Source organism: Mycolicibacterium sichuanense (assembly GCF_033741125.1).
In the GTDB taxonomy this organism is placed as follows: domain Bacteria; phylum Actinomycetota; class Actinomycetes; order Mycobacteriales; family Mycobacteriaceae; genus Mycobacterium.
This window is the reverse complement of sequence record NZ_JAWQPU010000003.1, coordinates 400,562-425,298: the sequence shown is the minus strand read 5'-3', so window position 1 is coordinate 425,298 and position 24,737 is coordinate 400,562. Positions and strand designations below refer to the sequence as shown.

At 68.8% G+C, this 24,737-nt stretch carries 23 protein-coding genes; 14 read left to right on the top strand and 9 right to left on the bottom strand.

The features are described 5' to 3' along the window. The first annotated feature begins 1 nt into the window (after position 1). From SBI80_RS12480 to pth, 5 genes are all read left to right on the top strand, one after another. Positions 2 to 673 (top strand): LpqN/LpqT family lipoprotein, encoded by a 672-nt coding sequence (locus tag SBI80_RS12480; RefSeq protein ID WP_318974969.1) that lies wholly within the window; start codon positions 2 to 4, stop codon positions 671 to 673. Next, positions 670 to 1,326: an LpqN/LpqT family lipoprotein gene (locus SBI80_RS12475; protein WP_318974967.1), complete on the top strand. Its 657-nt coding sequence runs from the start codon at positions 670 to 672 to the stop codon at positions 1,324 to 1,326. The genes SBI80_RS12480 and SBI80_RS12475 overlap by 4 nt, the downstream gene beginning before the upstream one ends. Positions 1,327 to 1,347: 21 nt before the next feature. Then, positions 1,348 to 2,214, top strand: a complete 867-nt coding sequence (locus SBI80_RS12470) for an oxidoreductase (protein WP_318974965.1) — start codon at positions 1,348 to 1,350, stop codon at positions 2,212 to 2,214. 158 nt (positions 2,215 to 2,372) lie between these two features. Continuing rightward, positions 2,373 to 3,029 carry a 50S ribosomal protein L25/general stress protein Ctc gene (locus tag SBI80_RS12465; protein ID WP_318974964.1) on the top strand — a complete coding sequence of 219 codons (657 nt, stop codon included), beginning with the start codon at positions 2,373 to 2,375 and terminating at the stop codon, positions 3,027 to 3,029. 12 nt (positions 3,030 to 3,041) lie between these two features. Further along, positions 3,042 to 3,617: an aminoacyl-tRNA hydrolase gene (gene pth / locus SBI80_RS12460; protein WP_318974963.1), complete on the top strand. Its 576-nt coding sequence runs from the start codon at positions 3,042 to 3,044 to the stop codon at positions 3,615 to 3,617. Positions 3,618 to 3,643: 26 nt separating this feature from the next. On the opposite strand, the gene SBI80_RS12455 is transcribed toward pth, so the two are convergent. Further along, positions 3,644 to 4,681 carry an epoxyqueuosine reductase gene (locus SBI80_RS12455; RefSeq protein WP_318974962.1) on the bottom strand — a complete coding sequence of 346 codons (1,038 nt, stop codon included), beginning with the start codon at positions 4,679 to 4,681 and terminating at the stop codon, positions 3,644 to 3,646. Between the two features lie 108 nt (positions 4,682 to 4,789). Between SBI80_RS12455 and SBI80_RS12450 the strand changes: the two genes are divergently transcribed. Then, a complete protein-coding gene (locus SBI80_RS12450; RefSeq protein ID WP_318974961.1) occupies positions 4,790 to 5,335 on the top strand; it encodes a DUF6611 family protein in 546 nt (181 codons plus the stop codon). A 42-nt stretch (positions 5,336 to 5,377) separates the two neighbouring features. Beyond that, a complete protein-coding gene (locus tag SBI80_RS12445; RefSeq protein ID WP_318974960.1) occupies positions 5,378 to 6,856 on the top strand; it encodes a sensor domain-containing diguanylate cyclase in 1,479 nt (492 codons plus the stop codon). A gap of 4 nt (positions 6,857 to 6,860) precedes the next feature. On the opposite strand, the gene SBI80_RS12440 is transcribed toward SBI80_RS12445, so the two are convergent. The 4 genes from SBI80_RS12440 to SBI80_RS12425 form a co-directional block, all read right to left on the bottom strand. Beyond that, positions 6,861 to 7,700 (bottom strand): ABC transporter permease, encoded by an 840-nt coding sequence (locus SBI80_RS12440; protein ID WP_413232715.1) that lies wholly within the window; start codon positions 7,698 to 7,700, stop codon positions 6,861 to 6,863. 8 nt (positions 7,701 to 7,708) lie between these two features. Beyond that, positions 7,709 to 8,674 (bottom strand): efflux ABC transporter ATPase subunit, DrrA-related, encoded by a 966-nt coding sequence (locus tag SBI80_RS12435; protein WP_318974958.1) that lies wholly within the window; start codon positions 8,672 to 8,674, stop codon positions 7,709 to 7,711. Between the two features lie 132 nt (positions 8,675 to 8,806). Then, positions 8,807 to 10,441 carry a fatty acyl-AMP ligase gene (locus SBI80_RS12430; RefSeq protein WP_318974957.1) on the bottom strand — a complete coding sequence of 545 codons (1,635 nt, stop codon included), beginning with the start codon at positions 10,439 to 10,441 and terminating at the stop codon, positions 8,807 to 8,809. 292 nt (positions 10,442 to 10,733) lie between these two features. After that, positions 10,734 to 11,708, bottom strand: a complete 975-nt coding sequence (locus SBI80_RS12425; protein WP_318974956.1) for a 4-(cytidine 5'-diphospho)-2-C-methyl-D-erythritol kinase — start codon at positions 11,706 to 11,708, stop codon at positions 10,734 to 10,736. 194 nt (positions 11,709 to 11,902) lie between these two features. Between SBI80_RS12425 and SBI80_RS12420 the strand changes: the two genes are divergently transcribed. After that, positions 11,903 to 12,700: a serine/threonine-protein kinase gene (locus SBI80_RS12420; RefSeq protein WP_318974955.1), complete on the top strand. Its 798-nt coding sequence runs from the start codon at positions 11,903 to 11,905 to the stop codon at positions 12,698 to 12,700. Between the two features lie 79 nt (positions 12,701 to 12,779). Next, a complete protein-coding gene (locus SBI80_RS12415) occupies positions 12,780 to 14,315 on the top strand; it encodes an amino acid permease (protein WP_318974954.1) in 1,536 nt (511 codons plus the stop codon). 40 nt (positions 14,316 to 14,355) lie between these two features. Here SBI80_RS12415 and rsmA read toward each other — a convergent pair whose 3' ends face one another. The 3 genes from rsmA to SBI80_RS12400 form a co-directional block, all read right to left on the bottom strand. Beyond that, positions 14,356 to 15,252 (bottom strand): 16S rRNA (adenine(1518)-N(6)/adenine(1519)-N(6))-dimethyltransferase RsmA, encoded by an 897-nt coding sequence (gene rsmA, locus SBI80_RS12410; RefSeq protein ID WP_318975252.1) that lies wholly within the window; start codon positions 15,250 to 15,252, stop codon positions 14,356 to 14,358. Further along, positions 15,249 to 16,334, bottom strand: a complete 1,086-nt coding sequence (locus SBI80_RS12405; protein ID WP_413232703.1) for a resuscitation-promoting factor — start codon at positions 16,332 to 16,334, stop codon at positions 15,249 to 15,251. The genes rsmA and SBI80_RS12405 overlap by 4 nt, the downstream gene beginning before the upstream one ends. A 145-nt stretch (positions 16,335 to 16,479) precedes the next feature. Beyond that, complete coding sequence (locus SBI80_RS12400) at positions 16,480 to 17,322, bottom strand: TatD family hydrolase (protein WP_318974950.1); 843 nt, start codon at positions 17,320 to 17,322, stop codon at positions 16,480 to 16,482. A 25-nt stretch (positions 17,323 to 17,347) separates the two neighbouring features. Here SBI80_RS12400 and metG point away from each other — a divergent pair, with 25 nt between their 5' ends. From metG to SBI80_RS12380, 4 genes are all read left to right on the top strand, one after another. Then, the gene (metG, locus tag SBI80_RS12395; RefSeq protein ID WP_318974948.1) at positions 17,348 to 18,895 is read left to right on the top strand and encodes a methionine--tRNA ligase; all 1,548 of its coding nucleotides are present in this window, start codon (positions 17,348 to 17,350) and stop codon (positions 18,893 to 18,895) included. Between the two features lie 61 nt (positions 18,896 to 18,956). After that, positions 18,957 to 20,174, top strand: a complete 1,218-nt coding sequence (locus tag SBI80_RS12390) for an NAD(P)/FAD-dependent oxidoreductase (protein WP_318974946.1) — start codon at positions 18,957 to 18,959, stop codon at positions 20,172 to 20,174. Beyond that, the gene (locus tag SBI80_RS12385; protein ID WP_318974945.1) at positions 20,171 to 21,061 is read left to right on the top strand and encodes an RNA polymerase sigma-70 factor; all 891 of its coding nucleotides are present in this window, start codon (positions 20,171 to 20,173) and stop codon (positions 21,059 to 21,061) included. The genes SBI80_RS12390 and SBI80_RS12385 overlap by 4 nt, the downstream gene beginning before the upstream one ends. Before the next feature lie 25 nt (positions 21,062 to 21,086). Further along, the gene (locus tag SBI80_RS12380) at positions 21,087 to 22,337 is read left to right on the top strand and encodes an aminodeoxychorismate synthase component I (RefSeq protein ID WP_318974944.1); all 1,251 of its coding nucleotides are present in this window, start codon (positions 21,087 to 21,089) and stop codon (positions 22,335 to 22,337) included. Here the strand turns inward: SBI80_RS12380 and rsmI are convergent. Next, positions 22,293 to 23,129, bottom strand: coding sequence for a 16S rRNA (cytidine(1402)-2'-O)-methyltransferase (rsmI, locus tag SBI80_RS12375; RefSeq protein WP_318974942.1), 837 nt, complete (start codon positions 23,127 to 23,129; stop codon positions 22,293 to 22,295). The two genes, SBI80_RS12380 and rsmI, sit on opposite strands and share 45 nt — an antisense overlap. 129 nt (positions 23,130 to 23,258) lie before the next feature. Here rsmI and SBI80_RS12370 point away from each other — a divergent pair, with 129 nt between their 5' ends. Further along, positions 23,259 to 24,710 carry a dolichyl-phosphate-mannose--protein mannosyltransferase gene (locus SBI80_RS12370; protein WP_318975251.1) on the top strand — a complete coding sequence of 484 codons (1,452 nt, stop codon included), beginning with the start codon at positions 23,259 to 23,261 and terminating at the stop codon, positions 24,708 to 24,710. Positions 24,711 to 24,737: the final 27 nt, after the last annotated feature.

The following is a 24,737-nucleotide window of genomic DNA, read 5'->3' as shown; positions in this document are numbered from 1 at the left end:
GATGGCCCGCGGCGTGTGCGCCCTGGCGCTCGCGCTCACCCTGGCCGGCTGCAACTCCGGGACGGGCAGTGACGGCGCATCCACGACGTCGGCCACGCCAGTCCCGTCGACCCCGACCGTCGCCCCGATGACCCCGGTGCCGCCGCCCGCGACGCAGCAGCCGGGCCGGCCCGTCGCGTTCCGGGACTACCTGGCCTCGATCGACGTCACCGGCGAGCCCGCCCGCTTCGACAAGGCCCCCGGCCTTTCGGTCACGGTGCCCGTTCCCGACGGCTGGGCCCGCACCCCCGACCCGCTGTTCGCCACCGGCATCGAGTTCGTCCAGCCCGTCGGCAGCGACGGCTCGTTCCCGTCGGTGACGCTGATGGCGATCAAACTGATCGGCGCCTTCGACCCGAAGGACGCGATCCGCCACGCCAACACCGATGCGCTGCCGCCCAACGCCACCGACGTCACGGAGTCCTACGACGACTACGACGGCTTCCCCTCCGCAGCCGCCCAGGGCGTGGCCGGCGGTGTCGAGCACTACAGCCGGATCGTGCTTGCCGACGTGCCGTCGACGTCCCAGCGTTACCTGGTGCAGATGACGGTGACGACTAGGGCCGACCAGGCGATCGCGCAGTCACCGCAGCTGAGCGCCATCGTCGCCGGGTTCAAGGTGGAGGTGTCGTGAGGCGCACCGCGATCGCGGCCGTCGCGCTCGCCGCGCTGGCCTTGGCGGGCTGCGCACCGACCGAGCCGGACTACAAGTCGATCTGGACCACGACCACGTCCGCCACCGCGACCAGCAGCGCCGAGAAGCCGATCTCCCTGTCGACCTGGTTCGAGAACGCCGGCGTCACCGGCGCACCCGTCGCCCCCGACAAGCTGACCGACTTGGCCGTCACCGTGCCGCAGCCGCCGGGCTGGAAGCCCTACTTCAACCCGAACCTGTCGCCGGGCACCCGCACCATCGCCAAGGGCGACACCTACCCGACGGCCATGCTGCTGGTGTTCCAGCTCGACGGCCCGTTCGACGTCGGCGAAGCGCTCAAGCACGCCGACGGTGACGCCCTGCTCTCGCAGAACTTCACCAAGCTCAACGACTCCAAGAAGGACTTCATGGGCTTCCCGTCGTCGATGATCGAGGGCACCTACGACCTCAACGGCCAGCGGATGCAGAGCTACAACCGCATCGTCATCGCCTCGGGCACCCCGGCCAGGGCGAACCTGCCTGGCCAGAAGTACCTCGTCCAGCTGACCGTGACGGCATTCGCCGACAAGGCACAGGCCGACGGGGCCGACATCGAGGCGATCATCAAGGGTTTCACCGTCACCGCCAAGTAGCCCTTCTCTACTGTGGTCGCCATGACTGACTGGACCGCCGCAGACCTGCCCTCCTTCGCCGGACGCACCGTCGTCGTCACCGGCGCCAACAGCGGACTCGGCGAGGTCACCGCGCGCGAACTGGCTCGGGTCGGTGCCAAGGTCGTCGTCGCGGTCCGCAACCTCGACAAGGGCAATGCCGCGGCGGCCGGCATGCCCGGTGACGTCGAGGTGCGCAAACTCGACCTGCAGGACCTCTCCTCGGTGCGCGCGTTCGCCGACACCGTCGACGCGGTGGACGTGCTGATCAACAACGCCGGCATCATGGCCGTGCCGTATGCGCAGACGGTCGACGGCTTCGAGAGCCAGATCGGCACCAACCATCTCGGCCACTTCGCGCTGACCAATCTGCTGCTGCCCCGCATCACCGATCGGGTGGTCACGGTCTCGTCGATGCTGCATCTGCTCGGCAGGATCAGCCTCAAGGACCTGAACTGGAAGGCGCGGCCGTACTCGGCGTGGCTGGCCTACGGGCAGTCGAAGCTGGCCAACCTGCTGTTCACCAAGGAGTTGCAGCGCCGCCTCGACGCCGCGGGGTCGGAGATCACGTCACTGGCCGCCCATCCCGGATACTCCGCGACCAACCTGCAGGGGCACACCGCGGGCAAGCTCAGCGCCACGCTGATGTCGCTGGGCAACAAGCTGGCCACCGACGCCGACTTCGGAGCCAGGCAGACGTTGTTCGCCGCCTCGCAGCACCTGCCGGGCAACTCGTTCGTCGGCCCCAGGTTCGGGATGACCGGCCCGACGGGGTTGTCCGCCCGCAGCCCGCTGGCCAACGACGCGACGACCGCGGCCGCGCTGTGGGAGCTGTCCGAGCAGCTCACGGGCACCGCCTTCGAGCTGTAGATTTCGTCGGCACGGCAGGCACGAGGTAGCCTTGCCGACGATCACGGCGAGGGTGGATTTCACGGTCCACCGTTATCGACGGGAAACCATTCGCAGCTCCGCTGCTTCTAGTCGCCCTCACCGTGCCACCAGACGACACGGCACAGGAGCACCATCACATGGCCAAGACAGCGGCCCACGCAGAGAACAACCTCACCGCCGAGGTCCGTACCAAGACCGGCAAGGGCGCCTCGCGTCAGGCCCGTCGCGACGGCAAGGTGCCCGCGGTGCTCTACGGCCACGGCGCCGATCCGCAGCACCTGACGCTGCCGGCCCGCGAGTTCGCCGCCGTGCTGCGCAACTTCGGCACCAACGCCGTGCTCACCCTCGACATCGACGGCAAGGAAGCGCTCGCGCTGCCCAAGGCCATCGAGGTCCACCCGATCCGGCGCAACATCCAGCACGTCGACCTCATCATCGTCCGTCGCGGCGAGAAGGTGACCGTCGAGGTCAACGTCGTCGTCGAGGGCGACGCCGGTCCCGACACCCTGGTCAACGTCGAGTCCAACACCATCGAGATCGAGTCCGACGCGATGTCGATCCCCGAGAACCTGACGCTGTCGGTGGAGGGCGCCCCCGCCAACACCCAGTACTTGGCCTCGCAGGTGCCGCTACCCGACGGCGTCACCCTGGTCTCCGATCCGGAGCTGTTGGTGGTCAACGTGATTCCGGCGCCGACCGCCGACGATCTCGAGTCCGAGGGTGCCGGCGAGGAGTCCGCGCCCGCCGAGGAGTCCGGGGAGTCCGAAGGCGCTGCCGGCTCCGAGTCCGAGTAACCGGATCAGGGCATGGCCGAGCCACTGCTGGTGGTCGGCCTGGGCAATCCCGGTCCTCGTTACGAGACGACGCGGCACAACCTGGGCTTCCTCGTCGCCGACATCCTGGCCGATCGCATCGGCTCGGGTTTCAAGGTGCACAAGCGGTCCGGCGCCGAGGTGACCACTGGTCGCCTCGGCGGCCGGCCGGTCATCCTGGCCAAGCCGCGCGTGTACATGAACGAGTCGGGGCGCCAGGTCGGCCCGTTGGCCAACTTCTACTCGGTCGCCCCGGCCGACGTCATCACCATTCACGACGAGCTGGACATCGACTTCGGCAGGATCCGGCTCAAGCTCGGCGGCGGCGAGGGCGGCCACAACGGGTTGCGGTCGGTGGCAGCAGCCCTGGGCACCAAGGACTTTCAACGAGTGCGCATCGGCATCGGCCGGCCGCCTGGCCGCAAGGACCCGGCGACGTTCGTGCTGGAGAACTTCACCGCCGCCGAACGCCCGGAGGTCGGGCTGATCTGCGAGCAGGCCGCCGACGCCACGGAGCTGTTGATCGAACTCGGCCTGGAGACCGCGCAGAACACCGTCCACGCCTGGTAGGCCCGCCCCTCCTTGGGGGATTCGCGTCAGGTGCGCCCGGCGATGCCGCTGTCGACGACCTTGGTCGGCTTGTGCGGGTAGCGCTTCTCGGCGTGCGCCTTGGCGGCAGAGTTGGGCAGCACGTATAGCGTTTCGCGCTTGGCCTGCAACGGTTTGAGGACCAGATCCATGAAGCCCTTGCGGTCCTGGAGGTATGGCTCGATGACGTCCTCGCCGGCTGGGCACACCGCCAGACAGTAGGCCGCCTTGTAGTTCGCCTTGAACGACAAGCTCTGCCACATCGACGCGTTCTCCGAATCGGTTACGCGCGACCGGAAGTCCGCCGCATCGTCACTGTCGGCGATGGTCTGCACGTAGTCGGTGAAGCCGCCCATGAATTCGCGGTAGTTGTGCACCGAGCAGGCGACGAAGTCGAACTCGCCGTCCTTGCCGATGGCGCCGACGGGACAGGCCGCCACGCACAGCTTGCACTCCAGGCATGGCGAGTAGTCCAGCGGCACACCGTAACTGGAGACCGGAGCGTCGACAAGGATGGTCGCCAGCAGGATGAAGTTGCCGAACTTCGGGTGGATCACGTTGCGGTGGATGCCCATCACCCCGAGCCCGGAGGCCACCGCGACCGGTTTGTGGGCGACCACCCAGATGCGGCCAGGGAACCGGTCCATCTCCATCGGGAACGTCGCCGACGGGTTGAGCACGCGGTGGCCGGCGTCCTGCAGGGCGCGGGTGATGCGGTGCGCGGCCTCGTTGATGATCTCCCCGGTGCGGTGGAACTCCTGGTTGGCGACACTGCGGGCGGGCGAGCGCACGTTGTCGCGGTTCATCCGCACGACGAGCGACACGTAACTCCTGGCGCCCGGCAGCGCGGACTCGACGTGCTCGCGCTCCGACGCCAGCGCCGGATCCGCCACGCTGGCGAACGCGACGTCGTCGGCGCCCGCGGCCAGGCACGTCTCGCGCAGCCAGTCGGCGTCGATCACCCCCGGCGGTGCACTGGGCTTGCGGGCAAGCACCTTTCGCACGGTGGGGTGGTCGGCGATGCGTCCCGAGATGCGATCCGTCATTCTAGGTATAGTACACAATACCCAGCACCCGTAAAGATGTGGCTCGGCAGCGTAAGGATTGTGTCCGGATCATGGCCACGGCGCGTATCGGGGCGTAGACCTGAAGACATGACCGACTCCACGCACCCACCCCGCTGGCGTCGACTGCTCGACGGCGGTACCACCTGGGGATCGCTGGCCGTCTCGCCGACGCGATACGGCGTCACCCGCTTCCGGCTCGTCGTCTACCCACCCGGCATCTCGGCCGACGACCGGATCCTGCTGCGCGCCTGGCGAGGCTGGCCGGTCTGGGGCATCACCGTGTTCCTCGTCCTGGAGGTGATGCTGGTCCCCGTCCTCGGCCCCACCTCGGCGCTGACCGTCGCCGCCGTCGCCTTCCTGGGCTCGGGCGCGGCGCTGGCCGCCATGACCGGGGCCACCCGTGGCGGTGTGCGAACCCTGTCGGCGATCCGGATGGCTGGGGCGGAGGGCACCGCCATGGCCGATGGGTTCGCCGAACTGCGCCTCCTGACCAACGAGCTCGCCAAAGCCGACGCGGCGCTGGCCGCCGGTGAGATCGATGCCGTGGCGCACGAACTGCTGGTCTGGCGGGTCTACGACCGGATGGGCGCCGATCCACTCGCCCACGCCCGGTCCCACGTACGGCCCGACTAGCCAAGAAGGGCACCGTCGGCCGCGGCGGTGCGACAATGAGCCGTGGACGACTTCGTCACGCTGCATCGCAATGTACTGACCCGCTTCATGGCCATCGTCGATTCGCTGGGCGGCCGACGCGACCTCGACGAGGTCCTAGAACTGATCGCCAACGCGGTGGTCGACGTGATCGGCTTCGACGCCGTCGCCGTCAACATCCGCACCCATGCCGACGAGTTGCAGGTGCGGACGGTGGTCGGGCCGCCAGAGCTCGGAGAGCTGCGCGGCGGCACGATGTCCCACGACGGCTGGCTCGAGATCCTCGGCTCCGGCGAGCACTGGGGTGACCTGCGGTTCGTCCGCACGCTCGAACTCGACGACTCCGTACCCCACGTCGATCCGTGGCCCGAACGCTTCGTCGCGAGCACCGCCGATCGGGCCGACGACACCGAGCCGTGGCGTCCCGAGTTCGCGCTTCTCGCGCCGATGTGGCGCGCACCCGATCAGCTCCTCGGCGTCATCAGCGTCGACCTGCCGCGCTCGGGACGCACACCCGACGCCGACCAGCGCGCCCTGCTGGAACTGTTCGCCGGCCATGCGGGCGCCGCGGTGGAACGCGCCCACGCCTTCGAGGTGGCCAACGACCGCACCAGCCTGTACCGGACGGCATTCGCCGCCTCGCCTGCGCCGACGGCGATCCTGGACCGGGCGCTACGGGTCATCGACGTGAACGGGTCGCTGCTGGACCTGACGGACGCGCTCGAACACGACCTCCTGGGCCTCACGCTCGCCGACCTCGTCGTGCTCGACGAGCCCCAACGCGTGGCGGATGTGCTGGCGGCCCTGGCGTCCGAACAGGGCGTCGTCGTCGGCGAGGAGTGCGCGCTGCGCCATCCCCGCGGACACCGCTGGGAACGCTGGGTGCAGGTCGCGGTGCGCCGCGTCGACGGGATCAGCTTCGGCGCCAGGTACGTATGCATCATCGTCGACCGGACCGACGAGCTGGCGTCACTGAACGAGATGCGCCGCCGGGCCGAGCACGACGAGCTGACCGGGCTCAAGGTGCGGGCCGTGGGTCTGCAGGAGCTGCAACGACGGTGCGCCGCGCTGGGCATCGAACCGGACGGCACGCGGGGCCTGGTGGCTCTGCTCTTCTGCGACCTGGATGAGTTCAAGGCCATCAACGACACCGACGGACACTTCGCAGGCGACCGGGCACTCGTGGCCGTCGCGGGCCGGCTGGTACAGGAGGCCGCCACCGATGACGTCGTATGCCGTTGGGGCGGAGACGAATTCGGGGTGGTCGCGACGCGACGCTCGGTGGACGACGTCCTCGCGTTGGCCGACGGGATGGTCGACGCCGTGCGCTCGCTGGCCGCCGCGTCGGACGCCGACGGCCCCATGCGGCGGCTGGGACTCTCGGTGGGCGTGGCCGTCACCGACCGCGCGACCAACCCGCACGACGTCGTGGAGGCCGCGGACGCGGCGCTCTACCGCTCCAAGGCCCACGCCACCGACGCGGTGCACCTGCAGGTGCTCTAGCCGCTCAATCCGAGGTGCGACGCGAGTAGGCCCGCAGTGCGAACGGCGCCAGCACGGCCGTCATCGCCAGCGACCACAGGATGGTGGCGAGCACCGGGTGATGCAGCGGCAGCTGCGCCTCTGGTGGCGCCGCCGGTCCGTTGCCCCACAACTCCCGCATGGCCTGCGCCAGCGACGAAACCGGATTCCACTCGGCGATCACCCGCAACCACCGGGGCATCGGCTCGGTGGGCGCGAAGGTGTTGGCCAGGAACGTGATCGGGAACAGCACGGTGAACATCACCCCGTTGACCGCCTCGACCGACCTCATCAGCGACCCGATCAGGATGCCGAACCAGATGATGCCGAAGCCGAACACCAGGATCAGCGCGAACGCGAGTATCGCATCGGCGACACCGCCGCGGATGCGCCAACCGATGCACAGCCCGGTGACCGCCATGACCACCACGCCGATCGACGAGTGCAGCAGGCTCGCGACGCTGCGCCCGATCAGTACCGACGACCGCCGGATGGGCAGCGACCGGAAGCGGTCGATCACGCCCTTCTCCACGTCGGCGGTGATGCCGGAGGCGACGACGAAGGCGGTGAACACGATGGTCTGCGCCTGGATGCCGGGCAACAGGAACTCGCGGTAGGACGCTCCGCCGGTGTTGGCGATCGATGCCCCGAACACGAACGCGAACAGCAGCACGAACATGATCGGCTGCACCGTGACGTCGCTGAGCATCTCCGGCATGCGCTTGGTGTGGATCATGTTGCGCTTGACCATGATCCAGGACTGGGCCACGATGCCGGTCTGACGCGTCACCGGTCGTGACGCGTCGACCTCGGCTCGATCCTCCACCGTCGTCACTAGCGCTCCTCCTCGGCATGGTCGTCGTCATCGGCGCGGTGCCCGGTCAGCGAGAGGAACACGTCGTCCAGGCTGGGCCGGGAAAGCCCGATGTCGTCGACCTCGATGCGGCCCTCCTGCAGCCAGCTCGCCACCCGGGTCATGTCGGCGATGCCCTCGGCTGCCGCGGTGAGCTGCCGTGCGCCCGGGTCGACGTGCACCTCGGCACCAGCCCTGGCCATCAGCTCCCGGGCGGTCGGCAGGTCCTCGGCGTGCGACACCGTCACCACCAGGCTGGCATTGCCGGCTTGGCGCTTGAGCTCCAGCGGCGTGCCCTTGGCGATGACGCGACCGCGGTCCATGACGACGATGTCGTCGGCCAGTTGATCGGCCTCCTCGAGATACTGGGTGGTGAGCAGCAGCGTGGTCCCGCGGGCGACCAGATCGCGCAGCACGTCCCAGAGGTCGATGCGGCTACGTGGGTCCAGTCCCGTCGTTGGCTCGTCGAGGAACAGCACCGGCGGCGAGGCGATGAGGCTGACGGCGAGGTCGATGCGCCGTCGCATGCCGCCCGAATAGGACCGCACCGGCCGGTCGGCGGCCTCGGCGATCGAAAAGCATTCCAGCAGTTGATCACCCAGTCGCTTCACGTCACGACGGCCGATGCCGTAGAGCGCGCCGATCATCCGGATGTTCTCCCGGCCGGTGAGCAACTCGTCGACCGTGGCCGCCTGCCCGGTCAACCCCATGTTGGCGCGGACCTTTGCGGGCTCGGTCCTGACGTCGTAACCCGCCACGCGGGCGGTGCCGCCGGTGGGCTGCGAGAGTGTCGTCATCATCCGCACGGTGGTGGTCTTGCCCGCACCGTTGGGGCCAAGCAACCCCAGCACGGTGCCCTGCGGCGCGGCGAAGCTGACGCCGTCGACCGCGACGTGGTCATCGAAGCGCTTGACGAGCTCGATCGCCTCGATGGCCGGGGTGCTCATCGGTCAACCGTAGCGAGCGGCCCCGACACACGGCCAACCGCTTTCCGGCCGAGCAGACGCAAAGGGCCCTGAATCGCGGCGATCGAGGGCCGTTTGCGTCTGCTCGCGGAGAAGGGGGAAACTTCGCGGGGACTAGGTGACGAGCGAGACCGAGTTGGCCCGGCGCAGCTTGCCCGACGGCGTCTTCGGGATGGTGCCGGGGCCGAGTACGACGACGTTGCGGGGCCGGACGTCGACCTCGGTGACGACCTCGTGGGCGACCTGGTGCTCGATGCGACGCACCTCGACCGGATCCTCCCAGGCGTTGGACTCCACCGCGACGGCGAACGTCTCACGCGAGTGGCCCGCGTCGAGCCGGACGGCGACCGCGCAACCGGGCCGGACGCCCTTGACGCGGCCCGCGGCCCGCTCGATGTCGGTCGGGTAGATGTTGCGGCCGGCCATGATGATGACGTCCTTCACCCGACCGCAGACGACGATGTGGCCGTTCTCCATCTGGTAGCCCAGGTCGCCGGTGTCGTACCAGCCGTGCTGATCCTGGGCAGGCAGGAAGCCACCCATGGTGATGTAGCCGGGGGTCAGGGACTCACCGCGGAGCTCGATGACGCCGACGCCGCGAGCGGGCATGACCTCGCCGTGCTCGTCGACGACGCGGGCCTCGAGGTCGCGCAGCAGCGGGCCCAGTGAGGCCAACCGCTTGGTGTTGCCCTTCGTCGAGGGCACCGCACGCCGCAGCGCCGCGAGCAGATCGGCGTCGACCTCGTCGACCACCAGACCGGCGCCGCACTCGGAGAACGACACCGCCAGCGTGGTCTCGGCCATGCCGTAGGCGGGCAGGATGGCCTTGGGGCTCAGACCGAAGGGCTTGCCCGCGTCGAGCAGGTCCTCGACGTCGGCAGGCTCCACCGGCTCGGCACCCGACAGGGCGAAGCGCAGCGTCGAGAGGTCGAACTGGCCGGGCTCGGCCTGATTGCGAAGGCGCTTGGCGAACAGCGCGTAGGCGAAGTTGGGCGCCGCGGTCATGGTGCCCTTGTACTTGTCGATCAGCTTGGCCCACAGCAGCGTGTCGCGCAGGAAGTCCATCGGCGTGACCTTGACCAGCTCGGCGCCGAAGTACATCGGGATGGTCAGGAAGCCGACCATGCCCATGTCGTGGAAGCAGGGCAGCCAGCTGACCATGACGTCCTTCTCGACGTCGTACTGCGCACCGATGAACATCGCCTCGGCGTTGGAGTAGATGTTGCGGTGGGTGATCTGCACGGCCTTCGGAGATCCCGTCGAACCGGAGGTCAGCTGCATCAGGGCCAGGTCGTCCTCACCGGTCTCGACCGGGTCGATCGGCTCGGCCTCCAGCAGGTCGCCGACCTTGAGAACCTTGATCCCCTTCTCCTCCAGCACCGGGATGGCGACCAGGAACGGCTCGGAGACGATGACGGCGGTGGCCTCGATCATGCCGATGACGTTCATGGTGTCCTCGGCCCAGACGACGAGGTCGGTGCGGGGCGTGGGCTGGTGCAGCATCGTGAGGCTGGCGCCGCGCATCCACAGGCCTTGGGCGGTCGGGGCGATCTCGACGGGGTAGCCAGCGAGGACGCCGACGGCGTCGCCGTGTCCGACCCCTGCGGCGGCGAGTCCACCGGCGATGCGTCGCGCGCGCTCGTGAACCTCACCCCAGGTGTGCCGGACCGGCTCGTGGGGTTCGCCGGTCACCATGCCCGTGGTGACCGTCCGAGCGTTGCGATACATCTTCTCGGTAAACCTGCTCACGACAACCTCCTGGGTCTGAGGAGCCCGGCATCGGCCACTGTGGCGACGCGCGCTTTTCCATGTTCCACCTGTTGACGCGTGCTTTCCATCAAGGACCCGCACACGATTGGGGTGCATTCTCGTCTCGAAACGGAAGCGGCGGGACGATCGGCGTCGACGCTGAATGGCCGCCCACCGGCGGGGCCGGTGGGGGAAGTCGGCACGTCATACTCTGAACCGCTAGTCTTCACCGTCGATCATCTTAAGAGACCCTTAAGTAACTGCCAAACTCATCGAGGAATTGTCGCGTGGGTCACACCGTACGCGACGGCGCCGGGACGACCCGGGCACCGGGCACCGGGCCACTGGCCGCGCGGACCGTGCGGCACACGCCCGCCCCCGACAGCTGAACACCGACGTCGACGGCCGCCGACGCCGACGGGCACAGGAACGCACACGTCGGCCCCGACCCCGACACGATGCCCGCCAGCGCGCCGGCGTCGACACCTGCCCGTAGCGTGCGCCGCAATCCCGCATCCAGGCTCAGCGCGGCGGGCTGCAGGTCGTTGCCGAGCAGCGGGGCCAGCTGATACGGATCCCCCGAGGCCAGCGCGGTCAGCAGCGGTTCGGGATCCGCCAGCCGCGAGGGCTGCTCCCTGGCGGGGTCCGCCCGCAACCGGTCGATCTCCCCGAACACCGCAGGGGTGGAGAGGCCACCGTCGGCGAAGGCCAGCACCCAGTGGAAGGTGTTGCGCGAGAGCACCGTGGCGAGCTGCTCGCCGCGGCCGGTGCCGAGGGCGGTGCCACCGTGCAGCGCGAAGGGGACGTCACTGCCGAGCTCGGCTCCCAGGGCGTGCAGATCCCGCCGGGGCACGCCGAGTTCCCACAGTGCGTTCATTGCCACCAGTACGGCCGCGGCGTCGGCGCTGCCACCCGCCATGCCGCCGGCCACGGGAATCGACTTCTCCAACGAGATGGCCACGTCGGGTGCGCGACCGACGTGCTCGGCCATCAGTTCCGCGGCGCGCCAGGCCAGGTTGCGCCCATCCAGCGGAAGGGAGCACCCGCGGTCGTCGAAGCCCTCGCCCGACACCTCGAGCGACAGCACGTCGGCGTTGCGAACGGTGATCTCGTCGAACAGCGAGACGGCGTGGAAGACCGTGGTGAGCTCGTGATAGCCGTCGTCGCGCAGATCGCCGACGGCCAAGTAGAGGTTGACCTTGCCGGGGACGCGGACCGTGACCGACCCAGTCGACACCCATTCGGCGGCAGTGTCGGACCGGGGCACGCCACGACAGTACTGTCGCCGCCCTCGCACCGGGTACGGAAGTGGTGAGATACCCCTCGTCGATCCCGCCGCTCGGCAACCGTCGTACGGATACCGTGGTGGCCTCACGCTAAGGCTTGCCCAAAAGGTGTGTCAAGGATCACGCCTGCGCCATTCGCCGTCCGGCGGGACCGAGGCCCGAACCCAATCCGAGGATGCTGGCACCGATGGACTCGTTCGAGGACTACGTCATCGACGGCGTCGTGGGACACGGCGGTTCCGCAACGGTGTACCGGGCCCATCATGCCTCCGACCCGGCTCTGCCGGTCGCACTGAAGGTGCTCGATCCCGCGCACCACGACCCGTCGCACATGGCCAGGCTGCTGCGCGAATTCGAGTTCGCCAAGCGCACGGCGGGGCCGCACGTGGTGGTCATGTACGAATGCGGCCCGGGCTGGCTGTCGATGCAGTTCGTCGCCGGAGGCACCGTGCTGGCGCTGAACTCGCGCGCGGACAAGCTAACCGCGCTGGCCCAGATCGCCGGTGCACTGGACCGCATCCACAGCCTCGGCATCGTGCACTGCGACGTCAAGCCCGCCAACATCCTTGTCTGCGAATCGTTTTCCGACGGCGGTGCCGTACTGACCGATTTCGGCATCGCCAGGGCTCTCACCGACGACGGCGGGCGACGACCGACGCACGTCGAGGCGTCGCTACCCTACGTCGCACCGGAGGTGTTGCGCGGACATGCGCCGACCGCGGCCTCCGACGAGTACTCACTGGCCTGCACGGCGGTCGAATTGCTCACGGGCGCTCCACCATTCACCGCACTGACGTCGATGGCGCTGGTCGACGCCCATCTCAACAGTCCGCTGCCGAAGTACTCCAGACGGTTCGACTGGGTGCCGCGTGCCTTCGATTCGATACTGGCCAAGGCGATGGCCAAGACACCCGAGCTGCGATATCAGTCCTGCGCTGAGTTCGTCTCGCTCATCGCCCGGGTCCTGCGCTGACGCTGCCGTAAATGGTTACTTAACGCAACGTTTACCACCCGAGCCGACGTCTTCGGCCATCGGCAGCTAGCTTCGCAAAATGACGACGGATTCTCCGACCGCATACGATAATTCAGCACTCGCCCACGAGGAGGAGGGCTACGACAAGGGCCTGAAACCGCGGCAACTGCAGATGATCGCCATCGGGGGCGCCATCGGCACGGGACTCTTCATGGGTGCCGGCGGCCGCCTGGCCTCCGCAGGCCCCGGCTTGTTCATCGTGTACGCCATCTGTGGCGTCTTCGTGTTCTTCATCCTCCGCGCCCTCGGCGAACTGGTGCTGCACCGCCCGTCGTCGGGCTCGTTCGTCTCCTACGCGCGCGAATTCCTCGGCGAGAAGGCGGCTTACGTCGCCGGCTGGATGTACTTCTTCAACTGGGCGTGCACGTCGATCGTCGACGTCACCGCGATCGCGCTCTACATGCACTACTGGGGCACGTTCGACGCGGTACCCCAGTGGCTCATCGCGCTCATCGCACTGGTGATCGTCTTGAGCATCAACATGATCTCGGTCAAGTGGTTCGGCGAGATGGAATTCTGGGCCGCGCTGATCAAGGTCATCGCGCTGGTGACCTTCTTGGTGGTCGGCATCGTCTTCCTCGCGGGCCGGTTCACGGTCAAGGGCGAGACGACGGGTCCCTCGGTCATCACCGACAACGGCGGCATCCTGCCCAACGGCCTGCTGGCGCTAGTCGTCATCACCTCGGGCGTCATCTTCGCCTACGCCGCAGTCGAATTGGTGGGTACCGCGGCCGGCGAGACCGCGGACCCGCCCAAGGTCATGCCCCGCGCGATCAACTCGGTCATCTTCCGGATCGCGATCTTCTACGTCGGCTCGCTGATCCTGCTGGCCCTGCTTCTGCCCTACACCGCCTACAAGGCGGGCACCAGTCCGTTCGTGACGTTCTTCTCCAGCATCGGGGTGCCCGCGGCCGGCGACATCATGAACTTCGTGGTGCTCACGGCCGCCCTGTCGAGCCTGAACGCCGGGCTGTACTCGACCGGTCGCATCCTGCGGTCGATGTCGATGAACGGCAGCGCGCCCAAGTTCACCGCGAAGATGTCCAGCCGCGGTGTCCCGTGGGCGGGTATCGCGCTCACGGCGTGCTTCACGGTGATCGGCGTATTCCTGAACCTGGTGGTGCCCGCCGAGGCGTTCAACATCGCGCTGGACCTCTCGGCCCTCGGCATCATCGCGTCGTGGGGCACCATCGTGATCTGCCAGATCCAGCTGTACCGCTGGTCACGGAAGGGCATCCTCGAACGTCCCAGCTTCCGGCTGTTCGGCACCCCGTACACGAGCTACGCCACGCTGGCGTTCCTGCTCGCCGTCACGGTGCTGATGTGCATCGAGAACTACTGGAACGCAATCGCCATCGTCGTGCTGGTGCCGGTGCTGATCGGCGGCTGGTACGCCGTGCGCGGCAGGGTGCTGCAGATGGCGAAAGAGCGCGTCGGCATCACCGGCAACTACCCGGTGTACGCGGAGACGCCGCTCATGGACGAGCTACTGGGCAAGGACAACGTCGAAGCAGCCAAGAGGGAAGCCCAGAAGTCGAAGGACGAGGGCAGCTAGCCGGCCGCAGCCGAGGTCCGGGCGTATCGAGCGGCAGCGCTCAGTACACCCGGACGTTCGGCTGCTGGGGAGCCTGGATGCGCCCCGAACGCTGAAGCAGACGGACGAAGTCGGCGATGCCGAGCGTCTCACCGCGGCGGGCGGGGTCGATGCTGGCCGACAACAGCCGCTCGGCGGACTCGTTGCCCGAACCCGCCCACTCCGCGAAGGCATTGCGCGAGGTCTTGCGGCGCTGCGCGAAGGCGATGTCGATGAGCTCGAACACCTGCTTGCGGAAGTCGTCGTCCGTCGGCCACGGGGACGTCTCGTAACGGTCGATGCGGACCAGCCCGGAGTAGACACGCGGAATGGGCCAGAACACCGTCGGCGAAACCATGCCGTGGCGGCGGACGGTGCCGTAGAAGCGCACCTTGGCGCTCGGCACGCCGTAGTCCTTGCCACCGGGCTCGGCGGCAAGCCGCTCCGCGACCTCGGCCTGCACCATCACCATGACGGTGCGGATGGTCGGGAACTGCGCCAGCAGGTGCAGCAGCGCGGGCACGGCGACGTTGTAGGGCAGGTTCGCCACCAGGGCGGTGGGCTGCTCCTCGAGGTCGGCGGGCATCAGGTCGAGCACGTCACTGTTGAGGACCGTGAGCCGGTTGACTTCGCTGTGCGAATGTTCACCGATGGTCTGGGGAAGTTGACGTGCGAGCAGCGGGTCGATCTCGACGGCGGTCACCTTGGCGCCGCGGTCGAGCAGCGCGAGGGTGAGCGAGCCGAGGCCCGGCCCCACCTCGAGCACGATGTCGTTGCGATTCACCCCAGACGCCGACACGATGCGGCGCACGGTGTTGGCGTCGTGGACGAAATTCTGTCCAAACGCCTTCCGCGGCCGGAACTCGAGTTCCTTTGCCAAATGCCTTATCTCGGTCCGCCCGAGTAGCCGAATCGTCAGCGCACTCCCAACCTTCCACTACACACGGGCCAGGCGCCCCAACCTTGGCGAGCCCGAGTGACCTCAGCAATCGCGATCTGCTCTTCCCTCGTAGCCAGATCAGCCCGCTGAGCATACCGCAAACCGCCGTTTCGCTCCCATGTGTTTTGGTCGAATTGGACACCACCGTAAAAACCGTTACCGGTGTTTATCGCCCAATTACCTCCTGCTTCGCACCGCGAAAGGGCATCCCACGTGTCTCCCTGCGATACCGGAGGTACTTCCGTGCCGGGTTTCGAGCCAACTCGAAGCCGTCCGTCACGGGCTGGAACGACTACGACATTGGCTACTGGCAGCCTGCCGGTCTCCACACCGTTGACCGTCGCCACGGCAAAAGTCACGGTCTGCGTGCCCGGCATTCCGGGGTCCTCGACCACCTGCCGGCTCATGTTCATCGTCGGATCGGGAATGACCTCGTTGGCCGGCGGCAGCGGCATCACCTGCGTCACCTTGGCGACTCGAACCCTGGTCACCTGGATCGACATTCCGTCGACCACCGGGGAATTCGCGGGCGGTACGACGCTGTCGCTTTGCTGCAGTGGCACGCCCGCGGCCTCCAGGAAACCTGCCACGTTTGCCGCCGCCAACCGCACTGTCCGGATGACCCCGGCGTCGTCGAGTTGGACGGTGCGCGCGCCCACGACCGGCAGAGACATGCCCGCTAGCGGCACGCGGCTGCCGCGCGACGCCGCCGCCGGAGCGGTGTCGGTCATCGACAGCTGGGCCAGCGCCTCCTGTACCGTGCCCGCCGTCGTCCAGACCTGACGGCTGTTCTGACCGTCGACCGAGATCTGCACGGGGCGGCTGCGCCGCAACACGATGTTCTCCGACTGCTGCACAGCGTCGTCGGCCGCCGGACGCAGATCATCGCGCTCACCGACGTCGAAACCGTTCTCCCTGACCACGTCGATGACGCGCGTCTTCATGGTCGACACCGTGACCGAAGAACCGTCGACCGTCAGCGTCACCGTCTTGTGCGCGGCGACCGCATACCCGCCAGCAAACGTCAAAGCCACCAGCATCGTGGCGACGACCAGCCGCATGTGAGGCGAACGTGCTTCGTGAAGCTCATGCAAGAAATTCAAAGAAACATTCCCGACTATTGGGCCAGCAACGAACTAATGTCCGCGGGCCGACCACCCTGATTACAGGACGGTAACGAAATCCCCAGGTCGCGGCAACTTGCCCTCACCTGCCGATTCCGTAGGTACGTGCGGCGTTGTCGCGGGTGTCGCGAGCCACTTCGGTCGCGGGCCGGTCCACGACCTCGGCCAATGCCCGCACGGTGTAGGGCAGACAGTACGACTCATTCGGTGCCCCACGAAACGGGTGCGGGGTGAGGAACGGCGCGTCGGTCTCCACCAGGAGCTGGTTGGCGGGGATCAGGGCGGCGGCCTCCCTGAGCTGGTGGGCGTTGCGAAAGCTGACGGTTCCCGACAGGCTCAGCAGCCAGCCCGCGTCGACACAGGTGCGCGCCATCTCCGGACCCGACGAGAAGCAGTGGAAGATGACTTGCTCGGGCGCGCCCTCGGCGGCCAGCACGTCCAGCACCGTTGCATCGGCGTCCCGGTTGTGGATCATCAGCGGCTTGCCGGTGCGCTTGGCCAGGTCGACGTGCCAGGCGAAGGCCTCCCGCTGCGCCGCCGGCTGCGCGCAGCCGTCCAGCTTGCCCGGCCAGTACAGATCCATGCCGGTCTCCCCGATCGCGACCACCCGCGGGTGCGCGGCGAGCACCTCCAACTCGGCCCGGGCGGCGTTGGTCAACGCGTCGGCCCGCGTGGGGTGCAGAGCCACCGCCGCGTACACGCGCGGATCCCAGTCCGCGGCGCGGACCGCCCAGCGGGCCGAATCCAGGTCGTCGGCGATCGTCACGACGGCCTCGACGCCGACCGCACCCGCCCGATCGAGGATGGCGTGGACGTCGTCGGGGCCGGACGCGCCGCAGGCGTCGAGATGGGTGTGGGCGTCGATCAAGGGAGCCAACGGCTCCGGTGCGGGCGGCGGCTCACTCCTCCGTCCATGGGAACTCACCACGACACAATAAGGTGAAGGCCAAATGAGCGAGCCGTACTACATCACCACCGCCATCGCCTACCCCAACGGCGTGCCGCACATCGGGCACGCCTACGAATACGTCGCCACCGACGCCATCGCGCGCTTCAAACGCCTCGACGGATTCGACGTCCGGTTCCTGACCGGCACCGACGAACACGGTCTGAAGATGGCGCAGACGGCCGCCGCGGAGGGCATCCCGACCGCCGAGCTGGCCCGGCGCAACTCCGATGCGTTCCAGGCCATGCAGTCCAAGCTCGGCATCTCCTTCGACCGGTTCATCCGCACCACCGACGCCGACCACGTCGAAGCCTCGATCGCGATCTGGAACGCGATGAACGCCTCCGGCGACATCTATCTGGACTCCTACTCCGGCTGGTACTCGGTGCGCGACGAGCGCTTCTTCGCCGAGGACGAGCTGGAGGTGCTGGCCGACGGCACCAGAGTCTCCACCGAGACCGGCACCCCGGTCACGTGGACCGAGGAGCAGACCTACTTCTTCCGCCTGTCCGCCTACACCGACCGGCTGCTGGCGCACTACGAGGCGCACCCGGAGTTCATCGGCCCTGACGTCCGGCGCAACGAGATCGTCAGCTTCGTCTCCGGCGGCCTGCGCGACCTGTCGATCTCGCGCACCACCTTCGACTGGGGCGTGCCCGTCCCCGACCATCCGGACCACGTGATGTACGTCTGGGTGGATGCACTGACCAACTACCTGACCGGCGCGGGATACCCCGACACCGGCTCCGAGGCGTTCCGCAAGTATTGGCCCGCCGACCTGCACATGATCGGCAAGGACATCATCCGCTTCCACACGGTGTACTGGCCGGCGTTCCTGATGTCGGCCGGACTCGAGCTGCCGCGACGGGTATTCGCCCACGGCTTCCTGTTCAACAGCGGCGAGAAGATGAGCAAGTCGGTCGGCAACGTGGTCGACCCGTCACAGCTAGTCGACGCCTTCGGGCTGGACCAGGTGCGCTACTTCCTGCTGCGCGAGGTGCCATTCGGTCAGGACGGCAGCTACAGCGAGGACGGCATCATCAGCCGGATCAACACCGACCTGGCCAACGAGCTGGGCAATCTGGCGCAGCGATCGCTGTCGATGGTCGCCAAGAACCTGGACGCCACGGTGCCCCAGCCCGGCCCGTTCACCGACGACGACACCGCGCTGCTGACGCTCGCCGACGGGCTGCTCGAGAAGGTGCGCGCCCACTACGAGGTGCCGGCCATGCATCAGGCGCTGGAGGCCATCTGGCTGATGCTCGGCGCGGCCAACCGGTACTTCTCGGCCCAAGAGCCCTGGGTGCTGCGCAAGTCCGAGGCTGCGGCCGACCAGGAGCGCTTCGGCACGGTGCTCTACACGACGCTGGAGGCGGTGCGCATCGCCGCGCTGTTGATCCAGCCGGTGATGCCCACCTCGGCCGCCAAGCTCCTCGACCTGCTGGGCCAGCCCGCCGAGGCGCGCCAGTTCGCGGCGCTTGGCACCCGCCTGGCCCCCGGCACGGCCCTGCCGACGCCGGAGGGCGTGTTCCCCCGCCATCAGGTGGAGTGATCTGCGTCACGTCGGCGGCCCAAGGTGTCACACTTCGACGGTCGGAGGTGTCTTGGGGGGCATGACCAACATCGAAGCGAAGCACGAAGAACCCACCACGGGTGAACCCGTCCGAGTCGTCGTCGTCGGCGGCGGGTACGCCGGCGTACTGGCCGCCAACCATCTGCGGCTGAATCCCGACGTCGCGATCACGGTGGTCAACCCCCGGCCCACGTTCGTGGAGCGGATCCGGCTGCATCAGCTGATCACCGGGTCCGACGACGCGGTGGTGGACTTCGGCGACGTGCTGGCCGACGACGTCCGCCTGGTGGTCGACACCGCCGAGTCGATCGACGCGCCGGCCCGCACCGTCACACTCGGCTCCGGCGACGGCATCGGATACGACTACCTGATCTACGCCGTCGGCAGCACGGGTGCCGCACCGACCGTCCCCGGTGCCGCCGAATTCGCCAACGCCGTCTCGGAACTGGAGCATGCCGAGCAGCTGCGGACGGCACTGATCGAGGTGCATCCCAGCGCACCCGTCGTGGTCGTCGGCGCGGGCCCGACGGGCCTGGAGGTCGCCGCCGAACTCGCCGAGGAGGGCCAGACCGTCACCCTGGTGTGCGGTGAGGTCCTCGGCCCGTACTTTCACGCGTCCGTCCGCAGGTCGGTGGCCAAGCGGCTGCGCGCCCTCGGCGTGACGGTGCTCGAGGGGGCCGGGGCGAAGGTCACCGAGGTGCGCCGGGACTCGGTCCTGCTCACCGACGGCCGCGAGCTGCCCGCCGTCGTGACCATCTGGACGGCCGGGTTCGGAGTGCCCGACCTGGCGGCCCGCAGCGGTCTGACCACCGACGCGATCGGCCGGCTGCTCACCGACGAGACGCTCACCAGCGTCGACGATCCGCGCATCGTTGGTGCCGGCGACGCCTGCGCGCCGTCGGGCCACCCGCTGCGGATGAGCTGCCAGGCGGCGATCCCGCTCGGCGCGCAGGCCGCCAACACCGTGCTCAGCCGCATCGCCGGCACCGCACCCGCAGCGGTGAACCAGGCCTTCACCGGCCAGTGCGTCAGCCTGGGCCGCAAGGCCGGCGTCGTCCAGCTGGCCCACCTGGACGACCGGCCGACGCGGTTCCGCATCGGCGGGCGCGCGGCAGCGGTGGTCAAGGAGGCCGTCTGCAAGAGCACGGTCTCGTTCCTGACCAGGGAGGCGCGCAAGCCCGGCTCGTACTTCTGGCTCAAGGGCGGCAAGCGGGCCGAGCAGCTGGCGGCACGCACCCCGGCCGCAGCCGTGCGATGAACACCAGCGAGCACGCCGACCGGTTCACCGACCTGCGGCCGCTGCTGTTCACCATCGCCTACGAGATCCTGGGCTCGGCAATCGATTCCGACGACGTGCTGCAGGAGAGCTATCTACGTTGGGCCGAGGTGGATCTGGCCGAGGTGCACGACGCGAGGGCCTACCTGGCGCGGCTGGTCACGCGGCAGGCGTTGAATGCCCTTCGGTCGCAGGCCCGCCGGCGCGAGGAGTACGTCGGGCCGTGGCTGCCGGAACCGCTCTTGATCGACGCCACCGACCCGTCGGCCGACGTCGTGCTCGCCGAATCGGTGTCGATGGCGATGATGGTGGTGCTCGAGACGCTCACCCCCGACGAGCGTGCGGTGTTCGTGCTCCGCGAGGTGTTCGGCTTCGGCCACGACGAGATCGCCGCGACGGTGGGCAGGTCCACCGCGGCGGTGCGGCAGATGGCACACCGCGCGCGAGAGCACGTGCAATCCCGGCGCAAGCGGTTCGACCCCGTCGACCCGAAGCGCTCGCTGGAGCTCACCGTGCAGTTCTTCGCGACGGCCTCCACGGGTGACGTCGACGCCCTGCTGGCGATGCTGGCGCCCGACGTGGTGTGGACCGCCGACAGCGACGGCAAGGCCAGCGCGGCCCGGCGGCCGATCGTGGGCGCGGACAAGGTCGCGCGACTCGTCATGGGCCTGCTACGGCTCGCCGGTGACGGAACGCGGGTGGAGCCCGCGTGCTACAACGGCGCCCCCGCCCTGGTCCTATTCGTCGACGACGCGCTGGTCGGCGTCATCACCGTGGAGATCACCGACGGTGTGATCACGCACTTCTACGCCATGCGCAATCCCGAGAAGCTCGTCGGCGTGACGGTCGCCAGGGAGATCGCTCGCTAGCGAGCGTGCGTGACAAGCTAGGCCGGTGCGGATCGACCGGATCGCCTCGACGCTCAGCGCCCCGGAGGTGCTACGGAGTCTGGCCGCCGCCACCAGCCGGCTGGGGTTGCCGCCGCCCGCAGCGCTCACCGGACGCTGGTTCGGCTCCCTGGCGGTCATCGCTCCGAGCGTGACGATCGAGCCCGTCGACCCGGCGCACGTGTTCGACGTCTCCCCCGGAGCGCCCGGCGATGCGGTCGGTGGCGGCTGGCTCGGCTACCTGTCCTATCCCGACGCCGGAAGCGACGGCGCGGGCGGTCGCATTCCCGCCGCGGCAGGCGGCTGGACCGACGACGTGCTGCGGCAGGACGCCGACGGCACCTGGTGGTACGAGAATCTCTCCGGAACGGGCGCTGCGAGCTGGCTCGCCCCGGCGCTGACCAGCGCACCCGCCGCGGCGTCATGTGAGATCGCATGGGTCCACGCCGATCGTGACATGCACCGGGCGGGCGTGCTGGCCTGTCTGGACGCCATCGCCGCGGGAGAGGTCTACCAGGCGTGCGTATGCACGCAGTTGCGCGGGCAGGTCAGCGGTGCGCCGGTCGACTTCTTCGCCGACGCGGTGGCGCGGACCGCTCCGGCCAGGGCGGCGTTCCTCACCGGGCCGTGGGGCGCGGTGGCGTCGTTGTCGCCCGAGCTGTTCCTCGCCAGGGTTGGCGACGGCGTGCTCTCCAGCCCCATCAAGGGCACCCTGCCGCTGAGCGAGCCGCCGTCGGCGCTGCGCGCCTCGGTCAAGGACGTCGCCGAGAACGTGATGATCGTCGACCTGGTCCGCAACGACCTGGGCCGCGTCGCCGTCACCGGGTCGGTCTCGGTGCCCGAACTGCTGGTGGTGCGACGCGCGCCGGGAGTGTGGCATCTGGTGTCGACGGTCGCGGCCCGCGTGCCGGCCGACGTGCCGATGTCGGAGATCCTGGCGGCCACGTTCCCGCCGGCGTCGGTGACCGGCACGCCGAAGGGGCGCGCCCGCGGACTGCTCTCGACATGGGAGCCGGACCGCCGCGGAATCTATTGCGGGACGCTCGGTTTGGCCTCTCCAGTCGCCGGCACCGAGCTCAACGTCGCGATCCGCACCGTCGAGTTCGACGCAGCGGGGGGCGCGGTGCTCGGCGTCGGCGGGGGCATCACGGCCGACTCCGATCCCGACGCCGAATGGCGCGAGTGCCTGCACAAGGCGGCCCCGGTCGGGTACTCAGGCGCGGGCCCGCAGGACCGCGTCGTAGAGCTCGCGCCGTGACGGCGCGCCGGGATTCTCGGCGATCACCTCGGCACAGGCGTCCTTGACTCCGGCGCCCGCGTCGACCCGGGCGATGACCTCGGCGACCAGCGTGCCCACGTCCACGTGGGGCACCGCGCCCGCCAGCACCACGGTGATCTCCCCGAGCACGCCGTCGGCGGCCCACTCGGCGAGTTCGGCCAGCGTGCCGCGCTTGACCTCCTCGTGGGTCTTGGTCAGCTCACGGCAGACCACCGCCTGCCGGTCGGGTCCCAGCTGGCCGGCCGCGTCGCGCAGGCATTCGGCGAGCCGTCGCGGCGACTCGAAGAACACGCACGTGCGCCGCTCGGCCGCGAGCGTCGCCAACCAGCTGACCCTGGCGGCCTGCTTGCGCGGCGCGAAGCCCTCGAAGCAGAACCGGTCCGAAGCCAGCCCCGACACGGCGAGCGCGGTCGTGACGGCCGACGGGCCAGGCAGACAGCTGACCGTCAGCCCCGCCTCGGCGCACGCCGCGACGAGCCGATAGCCCGGATCGCTGATCAGCGGCATCCCCGCGTCGCTGACCACCAGCACGGTCGCACCACCCGCGATCTCCTCGACCAGCCATGGCACCCGGGCGGCCTCGTTCTGGTCGAAGAAGCTCACGACCTTGCCCGTCGGCGTGACGTCGAGGGCCTGGGCCAGCGTCCGGATGCGCCGGGTGTCCTCGGCGGCGACGACGTCGGCGCTGCCCAGCGCCTCGATCAGCCGCGCGGACGCGTCGCCTGCCTGGCCCAACGGCGTCGCGGCCAGTAGCAGTCGACCGGTCGTCACGGTGAACAGAATACGATCGCTCTCGTGACCGCCCCGCCCATCGACCCCGACGTGGCCGCCGCCGAGCGCACCCGCTCGGTCCCGGTGATCAGTCCCGGGCCGCTGGTGCCCGTCGGCGACTTCGGACCGATGGACCGTCTGCAGGGCTGGGCGATGACGTCGGTGATCATGGCGCTGGCGTCGCTGACGCGGTTCCTGAACCTCGGTTCGCCCACCGACGACGGCACCCCGATCTTCGACGAGAAGCACTACGCGCCGCAGGCCTGGCAGATGCTCGGCAATCACGGCGTCGAGGACAACCCCGGTTACGGCCTGGTGGTTCACCCGCCGGTCGGCAAGGATCTGCTGGCCGTCGGCGAGGCGTTGTTCGGCTACGACGGGCTGGGCTGGCGGTTCTCCGGCGCGGTCTGCGGCGTCATCCTGGTGGTGCTCGTCGCCAGGATCGTCCGGCGCATCACCCGGTCGACGATGATCGGCGGCATCGCAGGTCTGCTGATCATCGCCGACGGCGTCAGCTTCGTCACCGCACGGACGGCACTGCTGGACATCTTCCTGACGGTGTTCGTGGTCGCGGCCTTCGGCGCGCTGATCGTCGACCGGGATCAGATGCGCGAGCGGATGAACCGCGCCCTGCTCGAGGGCCGCATCGCCCAGACGCCGTGGGGCCCCCGCCTCGGGGTGCGGTGGTGGCGGTTCGGCGCGGGCGTGCTGCTGGGCCTCGCGGTGGCCACCAAGTGGTCCGGGCTGTACTTCGTGCTGTTCTTCGGGCTGATGACGCTCGCATTCGACGTCACCGCCCGCCGTCAGTACCGGGTGCCGCGGCCGTGGCTGGGCACGCTGCGCCGGGACTTCGGGCCCACGGTCTACGTCTTCGGCCTCATCCCGCTCGGGGTGTACCTGGCGTCGTATGCGCCGTGGTTCGCCTCCGAGACCGGCATCGACCGACACCAGGAGGGTCAGTCCTTCGCCGAGGGCGGTCTGCTGCCCGATGCCATCCGGTCGCTCTGGCACTTCACCTACGGTGCGTTCAAGTTCCACTCCGGGTTGACCAACGCGGCGGGCAACCACCATCCGTGGGAGAGCAAGCCGTGGACGTGGCCGATGTCGTTGCGGCCCGTGCTGTACGCGATCGACCAGGACCACGTCGGGGGCTGCGGCGCCCAGTCCTGCGTCAAGGCGGTGATGCTGGTTGGCACGCCGGCGATGTGGTTCATCGCGGTGCCGGTCCTGGCGTGGGCGGTGTGGCGGTCGTTCGTCAAGCGTGACTGGCGCTACGCCGTGGCGCTGACCGGATATGCCGCGGGCTTCCTGCCGTGGTTCGCCGACATCGACCGGCAGATGTACTTCTTCTATGCCGCGCCGATGGCGCCCTTCCTGGTGATGATGATCGCGCTGATCCTCGGTGACGTGCTCTACGCACCGAGGCAGAACGCCGAACGCCGAACGCTCGGTCTGCTGGTGGTGTGCATCTACGTGGCGGTGGTGATCACCAACTTCGCGTGGATGTATCCGATCCTGACGGGGCTGCCGATCTCGCAGGCGACCTGGAACATGCAAATCTGGCTACCCAGCTGGCGGTAGCTCGGGGCGCCTCTCTCCTGGCGCCCA

What these genes read in the sequence shown, in the direction of transcription:
- SBI80_RS12385 (WP_318974945.1), top strand. Translation starts at nt 20,171, where the DNA reads ATGAACACCAGCGAGCACGCCGACCGGTTCACCGACCTGCGGCCGCTG.
- SBI80_RS12450 (WP_318974961.1), top strand. Translation starts at nt 4,790, where the DNA reads ATGACCGACTCCACGCACCCACCCCGCTGGCGTCGACTGCTCGACGGC.
- pth (WP_318974963.1), top strand. Translation starts at nt 3,042, where the DNA reads ATGGCCGAGCCACTGCTGGTGGTCGGCCTGGGCAATCCCGGTCCTCGT.
- SBI80_RS12415 (WP_318974954.1), top strand. Translation starts at nt 12,780, where the DNA reads ATGACGACGGATTCTCCGACCGCATACGATAATTCAGCACTCGCCCAC.
- SBI80_RS12435 (WP_318974958.1), bottom strand. Translation starts at nt 8,674, where the DNA reads ATGAGCACCCCGGCCATCGAGGCGATCGAGCTCGTCAAGCGCTTCGAT.
- SBI80_RS12370 (WP_318975251.1), top strand. Translation starts at nt 23,259, where the DNA reads ATGGACCGTCTGCAGGGCTGGGCGATGACGTCGGTGATCATGGCGCTG.
- metG (WP_318974948.1), top strand. Translation starts at nt 17,348, where the DNA reads ATGAGCGAGCCGTACTACATCACCACCGCCATCGCCTACCCCAACGGC.
- SBI80_RS12390 (WP_318974946.1), top strand. Translation starts at nt 18,957, where the DNA reads ATGACCAACATCGAAGCGAAGCACGAAGAACCCACCACGGGTGAACCC.
- SBI80_RS12470 (WP_318974965.1), top strand. Translation starts at nt 1,348, where the DNA reads ATGACTGACTGGACCGCCGCAGACCTGCCCTCCTTCGCCGGACGCACC.
- SBI80_RS12420 (WP_318974955.1), top strand. Translation starts at nt 11,903, where the DNA reads ATGCTGGCACCGATGGACTCGTTCGAGGACTACGTCATCGACGGCGTC.
- SBI80_RS12480 (WP_318974969.1), top strand. Translation starts at nt 2, where the DNA reads ATGGCCCGCGGCGTGTGCGCCCTGGCGCTCGCGCTCACCCTGGCCGGC.
- SBI80_RS12465 (WP_318974964.1), top strand. Translation starts at nt 2,373, where the DNA reads ATGGCCAAGACAGCGGCCCACGCAGAGAACAACCTCACCGCCGAGGTC.
- SBI80_RS12455 (WP_318974962.1), bottom strand. Translation starts at nt 4,681, where the DNA reads ATGACGGATCGCATCTCGGGACGCATCGCCGACCACCCCACCGTGCGA.
- SBI80_RS12405 (WP_413232703.1), bottom strand. Translation starts at nt 16,334, where the DNA reads ATGCGGCTGGTCGTCGCCACGATGCTGGTGGCTTTGACGTTTGCTGGC.